Source organism: Colwellia sp. (assembly GCF_013215345.1).
Classification (GTDB): domain Bacteria; phylum Pseudomonadota; class Gammaproteobacteria; order Enterobacterales; family Alteromonadaceae; genus Colwellia.
On record NZ_JABSOV010000020.1, the window covers coordinates 42336 to 54004 of the forward strand.

12 protein-coding genes are annotated in these 11669 nt (G+C 39.0%); 10 read left to right on the forward strand and 2 right to left on the reverse strand.

Annotated elements, in window-relative coordinates; translation table 11 throughout:
- Positions 1 to 277: 277 nt before the first annotated feature.
- From HRT50_RS04480 to HRT50_RS04505, 6 genes are all read left to right on the forward strand, one after another.
- Positions 278 to 1615, forward strand: coding sequence for a porin (locus HRT50_RS04480; protein WP_291611763.1), 1338 nt, complete (start codon positions 278 to 280; stop codon positions 1613 to 1615).
- A gap of 96 nt (positions 1616 to 1711) precedes the next feature.
- Positions 1712 to 2695, forward strand: a complete 984-nt coding sequence (locus HRT50_RS04485) for a tripartite tricarboxylate transporter substrate binding protein (protein WP_291611765.1) — start codon at positions 1712 to 1714, stop codon at positions 2693 to 2695.
- A 107-nt stretch (positions 2696 to 2802) separates the two neighbouring features.
- Complete coding sequence (locus HRT50_RS04490; RefSeq protein WP_291611767.1) at positions 2803 to 3285, forward strand: tripartite tricarboxylate transporter TctB family protein; 483 nt, start codon at positions 2803 to 2805, stop codon at positions 3283 to 3285.
- A gap of 4 nt (positions 3286 to 3289) precedes the next feature.
- Entirely contained in the window at positions 3290 to 4828 is a 1539-nt protein-coding gene (locus tag HRT50_RS04495) for a tripartite tricarboxylate transporter permease (protein ID WP_291611770.1), read from the forward strand.
- 148 nt (positions 4829 to 4976) lie between these two features.
- Entirely contained in the window at positions 4977 to 6548 is a 1572-nt protein-coding gene (locus tag HRT50_RS04500) for a sensor histidine kinase (RefSeq protein WP_291611772.1), read from the forward strand.
- A 59-nt stretch (positions 6549 to 6607) separates the two neighbouring features.
- Entirely contained in the window at positions 6608 to 7339 is a 732-nt protein-coding gene (locus tag HRT50_RS04505) for a response regulator (protein WP_291611786.1), read from the forward strand.
- Positions 7340 to 7481: 142 nt separating this feature from the next.
- On the opposite strand, the gene HRT50_RS04510 is transcribed toward HRT50_RS04505, so the two are convergent.
- Both HRT50_RS04510 and HRT50_RS04515 read right to left on the reverse strand, forming a co-directional pair.
- Positions 7482 to 7691 (reverse strand): hypothetical protein, encoded by a 210-nt coding sequence (locus tag HRT50_RS04510; RefSeq protein WP_291611774.1) that lies wholly within the window; start codon positions 7689 to 7691, stop codon positions 7482 to 7484.
- A 221-nt stretch (positions 7692 to 7912) separates the two neighbouring features.
- Positions 7913 to 8452, reverse strand: coding sequence for a M48 family metallopeptidase (locus HRT50_RS04515; RefSeq protein ID WP_291611776.1), 540 nt, complete (start codon positions 8450 to 8452; stop codon positions 7913 to 7915).
- A 265-nt stretch (positions 8453 to 8717) separates the two neighbouring features.
- On the opposite strand from HRT50_RS04515, the gene HRT50_RS04520 reads away from it, so the two are divergent.
- The 4 genes from HRT50_RS04520 to HRT50_RS04535 all read left to right on the forward strand — a co-directional run bounded on the left by HRT50_RS04520 (position 8718) and on the right by HRT50_RS04535 (position 11576).
- Positions 8718 to 9782, forward strand: coding sequence for a CNNM domain-containing protein (locus HRT50_RS04520; RefSeq protein ID WP_291611778.1), 1065 nt, complete (start codon positions 8718 to 8720; stop codon positions 9780 to 9782).
- Between the two features lie 124 nt (positions 9783 to 9906).
- Positions 9907 to 10167: a DUF2999 family protein gene (locus tag HRT50_RS04525; RefSeq protein WP_291611780.1), complete on the forward strand. Its 261-nt coding sequence runs from the start codon at positions 9907 to 9909 to the stop codon at positions 10165 to 10167.
- A 32-nt stretch (positions 10168 to 10199) separates the two neighbouring features.
- Complete coding sequence (locus HRT50_RS04530) at positions 10200 to 10547, forward strand: HopJ type III effector protein (RefSeq protein ID WP_291611789.1); 348 nt, start codon at positions 10200 to 10202, stop codon at positions 10545 to 10547.
- A gap of 39 nt (positions 10548 to 10586) precedes the next feature.
- Positions 10587 to 11576: an NAD(P)H-quinone oxidoreductase gene (locus HRT50_RS04535; protein ID WP_291611782.1), complete on the forward strand. Its 990-nt coding sequence runs from the start codon at positions 10587 to 10589 to the stop codon at positions 11574 to 11576.
- Positions 11577 to 11669 lie beyond the last annotated feature (93 nt).

An 11669-nucleotide genomic window follows, 5' to 3' on the forward strand; every position in this document is an offset into this window, starting at 1 on the left:
CTATTGTATAAATTATATTTCTTACTGTCTAAGTACTTGCTACGTAGCGATTATTTTTAGGCAAAATGGAAAAACAAACTCGCCATGAACTTTATGAATTTAACTGTTTTTATGCTTTTAAAGTTATTTAGTTTGTCATTGTATATTTTTCACTACTCATCCCTTAAATATAGCCTCCAATGTTGGGGTTGATGCTAGTTCGAAACGCATTGGCTTTGAATTGCACTTGCAAATCTTTATAAAAAATATATTAAAACAAATTAAAGGGTTTCAGTTCATGAGAGATAAACATCAAAAATCGAATATATTTTTCACAGCGAAAAATAAAAAGTCTACGGTAAGTTTAGCACTAGCGATTGCTATGGGATTACCTATGGCGGCACTAGCTAATGAGAGTGACGAAGTAAAAAAACTGCAGCAGCAAGTTGAGGAGCTTAGCAGGGCGGTAGCAAAAATGGAGCAAGCACCAAGGGTAAAAACCAAAGGTGGCGGTTTGGAAGTAGAGAGCGAAGACGGTAAAAAGTCATTTGAAATGGGTGGTCGTTTCCAATTAGATTACAACCGTTTTGATGGCGCTTATAACGCAAAAAATGATGGTGCAACAGCCTCAGATCTTTTCCCTCGTCGTATTAGAACATATGTTGAAGGTCAGGCGGATAACTGGGATTACAAGCTTCTGCTTGATTTTTCTGAAGACAAAGGTGAAATTACTTTAGCTCGTTTACGTTATAAGGGTTTTGAAAATGGCCCTACTATTAAACTAGGTAAAATTCGTGAAGATATCAGTTTAGAAGCGTTAACGAGTAGTAAACACATTACTGCTATTTCACGCCCTATGGTAGCTAACGTAATGTCTCCTTATTTTAAATACGGTACTTCTGCTTATCAATACTTTGAAAGCACTGGTCTTCGTTATGCTATTGGTGCCTATAAAGGTGGTAGTTTTGGCACTGATGGTCAAGATGAAAACGGTGACATGAACCTTTCAGTAACAGGTCGCTTAACTTGGTCACCCATTCATACGAAAGGCAAAACCCTTCATTTTGGTGCTTGGGGCTCGCAACGTGATATGGGTGGCGATGTGCTAAGTGAAAACTTTGCCCGTGGTGAAGTACGTAATACTAACGTGCGCTTGGTTAACTATGCAGCTGGTGGAGAGACTTTTGCGGTAGATAATATGACGCAATACGGCTTCGAATTTGCCGGTGTTTACGGACCATTATCACTACAAGGTGAATATTCGGTACGTGATGTAGATGCGATGGAGAGCTTCAATGACAGCAGCTACGATGGTTACTATGTTACCGCAAGTTACTTTTTAACCGGCGAGAGTCGAGTTTATAAGAAACGTGGTGTGTTCAATTCACCAACCCCTATTGCCGACAGTGGCGCTTGGGAAGTATTTGCCCGTATCAGTCAATTTGATGCGACATCAGATACTCAAGGTACTGTTACTGAAGTACTCACTGTAGGTACTACTTATTACCTCAATAAAAAAATCAAATTCATGGTCAATTACTTAATCTCTGATGTTTCAGGCCCTGGCGCTGAAGAATTAGTTGGTGAGATTACCGATGGTAATGCCTTGACCGCTCGTGTGCAGTACTTATTTTAGCGGTACTGGTTTTACCGTAATTGATTTATAGCATTTGATAAGTTGGGCTTAGCGATAAGTCCAAGTTAACTCGCATCAAAATTTTTAGGATTAAATATGAATATTAAACAATTAACCTTAGCTTCTATGGCTATTGGTCTTCTTTCGTTGGTGTCAACTTCAGTATCAGCGAACGAAAAACCCGACACTTCAGAAATACATTTTCTTATCCCAGGAGGCCCTGGTGGCGGTTGGGATGGTACGGCTCGCGGTACCGGTGAAGCCTTAATGAAGTCAGGAAAAGTCGAAAATGCCTCTTATCAAAATATGTCAGGTGGTGGTGGTGGTAAAGCCATTGCTTACATGATTGAAACTGCAGCAAAACAGAAAAACACTTTGATGGTGAACTCTACTCCGATTGTTGTGCGTTCATTAAGTGGTGTTTTCCCACAATCATTCCGTGATCTTAAGCCTGTTGCAGGCACTATTGCTGACTTTGGTGCCTTTGTGGTACGTAAAGACTCTAAATACTATGATTGGCGTGATGTATTAGCTGATTTTAAGCAAAACCCACGTAAAGTGAAGTTCTCTGGTGGTTCATCACGTGGCAGCTTAGATCATCTCGTTGCAGCGATGGCAATCAAAGCCGGTCGCGCTAAACCACGCAAGTTAGTTTATGTTGCTTATGACGGCGGCGGTAAAGCCATGGCAGGTTTACTTTCGGGTGAAACGGCTATTCTTTCTACCGGTGTTGGTGAAGCACTTACCATGGCTCAAAGTGGTGATGTGCGCATACTCGCTATTACTTCAAAAGAGCGCCTGACAGTGTTACCGAATATCCCAACTTTAACAGAAATGGGCTATGAGGTCGTATTTGCTAACTGGCGTGGTTTCTTTGCAGCACCAACAATGTCTGATGAAAAAGTTGCCGCTTATGCAAAATTATTGGGTGATGTACAAGACACACCTGAGTGGACAAAAATCCAAGAGCGTAATGGTTGGGTTAACTTGTACAACGCTAACAGTGAGTTCTACGCTTTCTTAGAGAAGCAAGAGAAAGATCTTGGTGTATTAATGCGTGAGTTAGGCTTTTTAAAGTAACGTTCTTGTAAGACGGTTTCTTGAAGTAAAGTTTTTAGTTGACTGCTGCATTGTTCGGTTGAATCGGTTTAATTGTTTTAGCCGGATAATACAGTTTGAGGTAAATTATGAAAATCAGTACAAATGTCATTGGCGCATTAATATTTTTTATTTTTAGCGTATGTTATGGCTACTATGCCTACCAAATCCCTTTATACCCTGGTGAAGAGTATGATGTATTTACATCACAGTCTATGCCTAAACTTTATGCCTTATTAGGAACTCTAGTCTCAGCTTTGGCTATTATCATGTCAGTGCTTACGGATAGTCGCACTAGTGATGAGACAGAGGAATCCGCCAATGGCTTTGACAAGAAAGGCTGGTTTCAGGTGGCAAGTCTTATTGCCTTAATGGTGTATTACGGCGCTACTTTAGAGCAATTGGGCTTTATTCTATCAACCATTTCTTTTCTTATTTTTGGTTTCCTTATACTTGGTGAGCGAAGTAAAAAACGACTTTTCCTTGCCTCAGTACCTGTAGTTATTGTCTTTTGGGCAATCATGACACAACTGCTGGGTATTTATTTATCAACCGGCGACCTTTGGGGTTAATACTATGTTAGACGGCTTACTTCTCGGTTTTCAAACCGCAATGTCAATGCAAAACATCATGTTCGTTATTTTTGGCTGTTTTGTTGGCACTTTTATTGGTATGTTGCCGGGCTTAGGGCCTATCACTGCCATCGCCCTAATGATTCCTATTACTTATGGTATCGATCCCTCATCTGGCATGATCTTAATGGCCGGTGTTTATTACGGTGCTATTTTTGGTGGTTCGACTTCATCTATTTTGATTAACGCGCCGGGTGTTGCTGGTACAGTAGCGACATCATTTGATGGCTATCCTATGGCGTGTAAAGGCCAAGCAGGAAAGGCACTTGCTATTGCCGCTTATGCTTCTTTTAGTGGTGGAACTATTGCCGCAGTATTTTTGTTAGTTGCTGCACCTATGCTCTCGAAAGTTTCTTTAAGCTTCCAATCACCTGATTATTTTGCCTTATTATTATTGGGCTTAACTGCTGTTGCGGCATTCTCTAATAAAGGTAGCTTCCTTAAATCAATCATGATGACCTTATTTGGTTTAATGTTATCAACAGTTGGTACGGATCAAGCGTCAGGCGTAGAGCGCTTTACCTTTGGTCAAATTGACTTACTTGATGGTATTAGTTTCTTATTAATTGCTATGTCTATGTTTGCTTTATCAGAGGCATTACTCTCTATTATCAGTAATAATAAAGATAAGAAATCAGGTCTTAATTCCGTTACTCCTGCGACAGAAGTGGGTAGTTTAAAACTTACTAAAGCTGAAATAAAAGAGATGGCGCCTACCGTTGCTAGATCTTCAGTGCTTGGCTTCTTTGTTGGTGTATTACCAGGTGCGGGCGCTACTATTGCTTCATTCCTTGCTTATGGTATGGAACGAAACTTAGCTTCAGCGAAAGAGAAACTAAAATTTGGTAAAGGTAGTTTACGTGGTTTAGCTGCTCCTGAAACCGCAAATAATGCTGCTTGTAGCGGTTCATTTGTACCTTTACTTACTTTAGGTATTCCAGGGTCAGGCACTACCGCGGTAATGTTAGGTGCGTTAATGGCTTATGGTATTCAACCGGGTCCTCGCTTATTTATTGATAATCCTGAAGTGTTTTGGTCGGTAATTGTTTCTATGTATATCGGCAACATAGTATTATTACTTATTAACTTACCTTTGATTCCTTACATTGCTAAAGCATTGACCTTACCTAAGCAACTATTAACTGTGCTTATCTTGTTCTTTTCACTGATTGGTGTTTATTTAGTCTCATTTAATGCCTTTGATATATTTATGATGGCCGGTTTTGCCGTAATAGCTATTGGTTTACGTTTATTGAACTTTAGTATGTCTCCGCTAATCCTTGGCTTTATTTTAGGTGGTATGTTAGAGCAAAACCTACGTCGTTCATTAACCTTATATGACGGTTCAATTTCTTTCTTATGGGATAGACCTATTACCTTAGGTATCTTAACAGTGACGGCTTTAGTGTTACTTATGCCAATTATCTCTACACTGAGAAAAAGTAATGGTTCAACTAGCCAAGAGAAAGTAGCTGAAATTTAACTCGCTATTTTTTAGGTGTGTATAGCAGACAAGTGAGGCAAGACTACATTGCTTCGCTTGTCTGTATTAACTAAATTGAAAGTACGAGGTAATTTTAAATTCAAATTTTATGATAAAGCCAATAAAGATAGCCAAGAAGTTTAAAAAAATGGGTTTACATAATAAGCTGGCTTTAGTGTCTGTGCTACTTGTTATGCTACAGACCATTTTTTTGGGTATGTTTAGCGTTTCTTATCTAGTACAAGAGTTCGAACAGCAACTCGGTGAAAAAGCACTTTCCGTGGCTAAATCTTTGGCTAAAAACCCTATTATTCAACAATCGCTACTCGATAAACAAAGCCAACCTATTCAGTCCTATGTAGAGCCCATTCGTCAAGCTATAGCTGCTTCTTTTATTGTTGTTGGCGATAGTAAGGGCATTCGATATTCTCACCCTAACCCGAAAAAAATTAACCTTGCTATGATGGGTGGCGATAATATTAGAGCACTTAAATTTGGTGAGTCATACATCTCCAAAGCAGAGGGATCATTAGGTGTTTCAATTCGCGGAAAAACCCCCGTTTTATTAGACGATGGCACCATTATCGGTTTGATCTCCGTCGGCTACTTAGAGCACGGTATGATGCTCAGTATTAGCAATTACCGCGATACTTTTTCATGGGTTTTTGGCATCACCTTGCTTGCGGGCTGTTTTTTGGTCTTATACATTGCTAAACGCTATCGTGATGAAATATTTGGTTTAGAGCCTGAAGAAATTTCCAGAGTTTATAGTGAACGAAAAGCCGTACTTGAGTCCATTCTAGAAGGTGTGGTAGTTATTGATGAACAAGGTATAATTACCAGTTGTAATCCCATCGCTATTGAGATTTTAGCCAATATTTCCGAGCAGGAATTAATCGGCTCTGCGGTACATGAACTTTTACCTGACTATCAGTTTATTTTCGCCAGTGATTCTTCACGAGTATGGCGAGATGTGGAAGTTGATATTGAAGCAGGTACCTTAATCTTAACAAAAACTCCTTTAATGATTGCCGATAAGCAACGCGGCGTGGTGGTTTCCTTTCGCCATAAAGATGATGTGGTTGATTTAAGTGAGAAGCTATCGCAGGTGAAGCAGTTCTCAACCATGTTAAGAGTGCAAACACATGAATATTCTAACAAATTAAATACCATAGGTGGCCTTATTCAAATTGGCTCTTATGAAGAAGCGTTGGACTTGATAATGGTGGAGAATTCAGGTTATCAAGAGCTTATTGCCTTTTTAATGCGTATTGTGCCAGACCCGATAATAGCCGGGCTTATCCTAGGTAAATACGATGTTGCTAAAGAACGAAAAATTGACTTAATCATTGATAATGAAAGCAGTTTACTGCAAGTACCGAGTAACCTACCACGGTCAAAATTGGTGACTATACTCGGTAATATACTGGAGAATGCCTTTGATGCTGCCAGCCGTAATAAAGCGCAAGCACCTCAGGTGACTCTGTCTTTTACCGATATGGGTGAAGATATAATCTTCGAAATCGAAGACTCTGGCGTCGGTATGAGTGATGCAGCCATTAAAGATATTTTCACCTTTGGTCGCACAACAAAACGTGCCATGGGACATGGTATAGGGATGTTTTTGGTGAAAAATTGCTTGGATCAAGTCGACGGTACTTTATCCATTACCCGGGCAAAAACAGGTGGCACGATTATGACGGTTTATATACCTAAATAGCCTACGAATAAAAATAATAATAACTAATAATAGCTACCAGTAAAGGAGTCAATTAAGTGATGAAAATAAACAGTGTATTAATTGTTGAAGATGATATGCGTATTGCTAACATCATATCGAAAACAATTAATAATGAAGAGGGCTTTGAGGTTATTGGTATCGCACAAAATACCACTGAGGCAAAAGATCTACTCGACAGTTTTAAGCCAGAGCTTATTTTTCTTGATGTCAGCTTAGTCGAGAGTAATGGTTTAGATGTATTAAAGTACGTTAGACAAGACTTAAATGCCTTTGATATCAGCATTGTTATGTTAACAGCGGCTAAAGATAGCGAAGTGATTCAAGAGGCTATGTCATACGGAGCCTTTGACTATATCTTAAAACCCTTAGCTTTTTCTCGTTTAAAGCTAACCCTGGCACGATTTCTACAATATCGTCAGCGACTTAGTGCTCAGCAACCTTTTGAGCAAGATGATCTTGATGAGCTATTTCACAATAAAGGCAAGCTAGCTAGTCAGCCAAAATCAGCAGTAATAATCAATGAGTTAACTCCATTACCTAAGGGCATTGATTCATTAACCTTAGATAAAATACGTAAAGTGTTAAGTGATAATGCTGGCAGTGCTTATACCGCGGAATCTATGTCTGGCTGTATTGGTACTAGTCGAACTACAGCAAGGCGCTATTTAGAATATCTATTAAGCTGTAATGAGATTGTTGCCGATATTCAATACGGCACAGTTGGGCGACCAGAACGTCATTATCTTTTGAAGGAGAAGCTACCGAAGTAAAGCTCTTGAAATTGAAGCTATGCATTAACAGCTACTGAGATAAAAGCTGGTGAAAGTAATCCCGGGAGCCGTAATACTGCTAATATTTTGCGCTACTCTGATGTGTATTATTCTGATATGTATAACTCTTAAAATAGCATGGCTAGTTATAGCCGAGAACAAAGCTTGAGCTATCTAAGTCAATAGCTGCCATTTTTACCGTCTTAACTGATGTTAAGGCGGCTTTATTCTGTTTAATTAAATCCGCTGTTACCAAGTCGTGACTTGACGCTTCCTGCTTAGTATTAACCACTGAAACCTCAGTTGAGGCTTTAGTGGAAGTAAGGTGTGATGTATCGCTGTACTTATTCATTATCAATGTCCTTGTAATTATTCTCTATGCTATTAACTCAGTAATATCATGTCGGCAATTACAATTGAGGTAAATAATTTAGCCATAATGAACTTTAGGGGAATAAGGTACGATAAAGTTCATTTTGGTCACAGCTTGGTATTTCTGGTCACTGGCTTTCTTTATTATCAAAGACTGCGGCTGAGGAAATGTCGCTATATCTTCTAGGTTGAAGGAGTTTATTAAGCGTAAATGCTACCTAATTCTTCTAGTTGGGTCAGATAAATTCGCAGGTCTAATTCTAATTGATGATAATCAGGCAGCATACTTTGGCAAAGTTTATAAAACGCCTTGTTATGCTCTTTTTCTTTTAAGTGTGCTAATTCATGAACCACTATCATAGCTAAAAAATCTTCCGGCGCCTTTTTAAATATGCTACCAATACGGATTTCATGTTTGCTTTTAAGTTTATTACCTTGTACCCGGGAAACATAGCTGTGTAGACCTAAGGCATTATTGATGATATGAATTTTATCATCGAATTTTATTTGGCTTAATGGCGCTGATTTTTTCAAATACTGGTTTTTTAATGTCATCACATAAGTGCGTAAAGCTTTGTCATTACTTATCTGGTGTGTATTTGGGTATTTAGCTAATAAGTATTGTGCTAGTTTTTTTTGCTCAAGCATTTGCTGAACTTGCGTTTGTATTTGTGCTGAGTAAGTAGATAAATACTTTAACTTGGGTTGTTCAAATGCTAGCGGTTTAATTTTTTTCGGCATAATTTGTTATAGAAAGTTCGGAGAGTAAGCGTTGATGTATCGCATTAATTCAGGCGTTTGGAATCTGACCTAAGTTCGTTCTACGCTATTATACTTTTTCTTTGCCAAGAGTGTAGCTAATGAATCGAGTTAATGGATGAGCTAAACTGAACTCTAGTTAATTAAGACGCTGCGCCTATAATATAATGGTTAATTTGATACTATAATTAGTATAGTTATTGATCGGGCAATAATAGCCAGTGCTATCGAGGACAACTAGATAACAATGACCTTACTTATTACCTATCTTGTGATTGCTATTGGCGTCTCATTTTTATGCTCAATTTTAGAAGCTGTCTTACTTTCTATAAGCCCAGCCTTTGTCGCACAAAAACTTGCCGCGAAAGCTCGCGGGGCTGAAACCTTAGCTAAGGTAAAGAATAAATTAGATCAATCTATTTCCAGTATTCTCATTCTTAATACTTTTGCTCATACTATGGGCGCAGCGGGTGTTGGTGCTCAGGCCATTCGTATTTTTGGTGAGCAAAAAGAAACCCTTATTGCATTTCTACTGACGCTAGCCATTTTATACTTTTCTGAAATCATTCCTAAAACTCTCGGCGCTAATTATTGGCGTGTTTTAGCCATACCGTCTTCCTATGTTATTTCCTTTTTAGTGAAATTGGTTTACCCGCTAGTTTGGTTGTCATCATTACTGACTCGCCTGTTTAGCAGCGAAGATAAAGATATTGTTACTCGAGAAGAATTATTAATGGTTGCTGAGCTAAGCCATAAGGGCGGTACACTTGATAAACAAGAGAGCCAGTTGCTTGAAAATATTTTGCAATTACGCAATACCAAAACTGAAGATATCTTAACACCGCGCAGTGTTGTCCATGCCTTAGCAAAAGAGGTCACTATATCTGCGGCCATTAACAGTGAAAAAACAGCGAACTTTACCCGTATTCCTGTTTATGATGGCGCTATTGATAATATCCTTGGCGTAATTATTAAAGCGCACTTATATGAAAGTGAAAGGGTGGGTAAGGGGGATGATAGTATTGAGGAGATTATTAACCCTATCAGCCGAGTGTCAGAAAGCTTGCCAGTTCTGAACTTACTTGATCTCTTTATCAAACGCCATGAGCATATTTTTATTGTTGAAGACCACTTTGGTCAAACCGCAGGTGTGGTAACACTGGAAGATGCCATTGAAACTTTTCTCGGCCGAGAAATTGTTGATGAAAGCGACCAAGTTGAAGATTTACAAAAGCTCGCCAAAGAAAATTATCGACAACGCTTAAAAGCCAAAGGAAATACTGTGGTAGAAAATGAAATAGATAATAATTAGCGAATCAATCTATTGATAAGTGCTCTTTAGTCTTTATCAATGCATTATATTTGTTACCATAACCTCCAAATTAATACCGAGCTTAAGCTCGGTATTTTATTATGTCCTAATACGAGATCATTAAATGAATCCAATTATCCAAATTTTAAAAGAATTAAACATAAGTGATGAAAAAATTGGCGAGCTTTTTCAAGCGCTGACTGAAAACCCTATGATGGCTATGGCATTTATTGGTCAACTAGGTATCCCGCCAGAAAAACTTCAAGCCATTATGAGCTTAGTGATGGCAGATCCTGGTCTTATTGAACAGGCAGTTAATGAGCTAGGGTTAGACTTCTCTAAAGTTGAAGAAGCTAAGGCAAAGTTAAAATCTGGTGATGCATAGTGGCTAGTGCAATTAAGAGCACTCCACAAAGCATTACCTTGTCACACTTACTTAGCCAATTAAGCTTAAATTCAGCTGAAGTGAGCTTTGAGCAAGTGATGCAAGTGGTCAATGATAACTACAGTTACACACCGGCAACCTTCAGTAATGGTGATTTACTTAATGACGCTGGTACTAATGAAGGCTCTTGTAAAATATTTTATTTTGCTAAGTTAAATAACTTAACTGAGCAACAAACATTGGCGTGTTTTGGCGGTTATTATCATGAGGATGTTTTACAAAATCCTCAGGGTAGTGATCATGGTAATATTCGTAATTTTATTAAAACGGCTTGGCAGGGGGTTGAGTTTCAATCTGTTGCGCTTACAGCCTTAGCGTAAATTTTTATCTGTATCATTTAAGCCAAAGGTGAGCTCTCCTTGAAATATATTCAGGTCGATAATCAGCAATCATTATTACTGAGTGAAACTTCGTTGCCAGAAATATCGGCAGATGAATGTTTGCTCAAGGTTAAGGCAATTGGCGTTAATCGAGCGGATTTATTACAACGTGCGGGCAAGTATCCGCCGCCAGCGGGAGAGTCTTCAATTCTAGGTTTAGAAGTCTCGGGTGAAATTGTTCAATGTGGCGAGGCAGTTGCCGAAAACCACTTAGGCAAACTATGGCAAGTTGGCGATAAGGTTTTTGCGCTAGTTGCCGGTGGTGGTTACGCACAATATGTCAAAGTCAAAGCAAAGCAGTTACTCTGTTTACCAGAGCATTTCACTTATGAGCAAGGTGCGGCCTGCGCTGAAGTATTTTTAACCGCCTACCAAAGCTTATTCAGCATTGCTCAGCTCAAGCCAAACAGTAAGGTGCTTATTCATGCTGGGGCCAGCGGTGTTGGCAGCGCGGCTATTCAACTTGCCAAAGCGAATCAATGCAATGTTGTAGTAACCGTAGGTAGTGCGGCAAAAGTACAGGCATGTTTAGCACTTGGTGCTGATGTAGCGATAAACTACCGAGAAACGGATTTTGTTACTTACGCTAAGCTAAATAATCCATCAGGTTTTGACGTTATTATTGATGTGGTGGCGGGCGAATATGTAGCTAAGAATATTAATGTATCAGCGCTAGATGGTCATATTGTAACTTTATCTATGCTGGGCGGGCGTTATTGTCCGCAACTTGATATAGCTAAGCTGTTGGCCAAACGGCTAACTATCTCTGCTTCAACCTTGAGAAATCGTAGTGATGATTATAAAGCTAATTTAGTAGCGAGCTTCATTAGCGATTTTTACGCTGAGTTGGTCAATGGGCGAATAAAACCAGTAATTGATACCGTTTATCCATGGCAACAAGTAGAGCAGGCACATGAAAAAATGGCGAATAATGAAAATATTGGTAAGTTAGTGTTAACACTGACTTAAGATCAGCTTTCCTTTAAGTTTAATGGTCAATCTAACTAGGTCTTGGCTCGCATCTTTTTACTTAAGTTACTCACCGCTAAAGAAGAAAACACC

Coding starts and splice junctions, on each gene's coding strand:
- HRT50_RS04490 (WP_291611767.1), top strand. CDS start 2,803: ATGAAAATCAGTACAAATGTCATTGGCGCATTAATATTTTTTATTTTT.
- HRT50_RS04495 (WP_291611770.1), top strand. CDS start 3,290: ATGTTAGACGGCTTACTTCTCGGTTTTCAAACCGCAATGTCAATGCAA.
- HRT50_RS04480 (WP_291611763.1), top strand. CDS start 278: ATGAGAGATAAACATCAAAAATCGAATATATTTTTCACAGCGAAAAAT.
- HRT50_RS04500 (WP_291611772.1), top strand. CDS start 4,977: ATGGGTTTACATAATAAGCTGGCTTTAGTGTCTGTGCTACTTGTTATG.
- HRT50_RS04515 (WP_291611776.1), bottom strand. CDS start 8,452: ATGCCGAAAAAAATTAAACCGCTAGCATTTGAACAACCCAAGTTAAAG.
- HRT50_RS04525 (WP_291611780.1), top strand. CDS start 9,907: ATGAATCCAATTATCCAAATTTTAAAAGAATTAAACATAAGTGATGAA.
- HRT50_RS04505 (WP_291611786.1), top strand. CDS start 6,608: ATGAAAATAAACAGTGTATTAATTGTTGAAGATGATATGCGTATTGCT.
- HRT50_RS04520 (WP_291611778.1), top strand. CDS start 8,718: ATGACCTTACTTATTACCTATCTTGTGATTGCTATTGGCGTCTCATTT.
- HRT50_RS04485 (WP_291611765.1), top strand. CDS start 1,712: ATGAATATTAAACAATTAACCTTAGCTTCTATGGCTATTGGTCTTCTT.
- HRT50_RS04510 (WP_291611774.1), bottom strand. CDS start 7,691: ATGAATAAGTACAGCGATACATCACACCTTACTTCCACTAAAGCCTCA.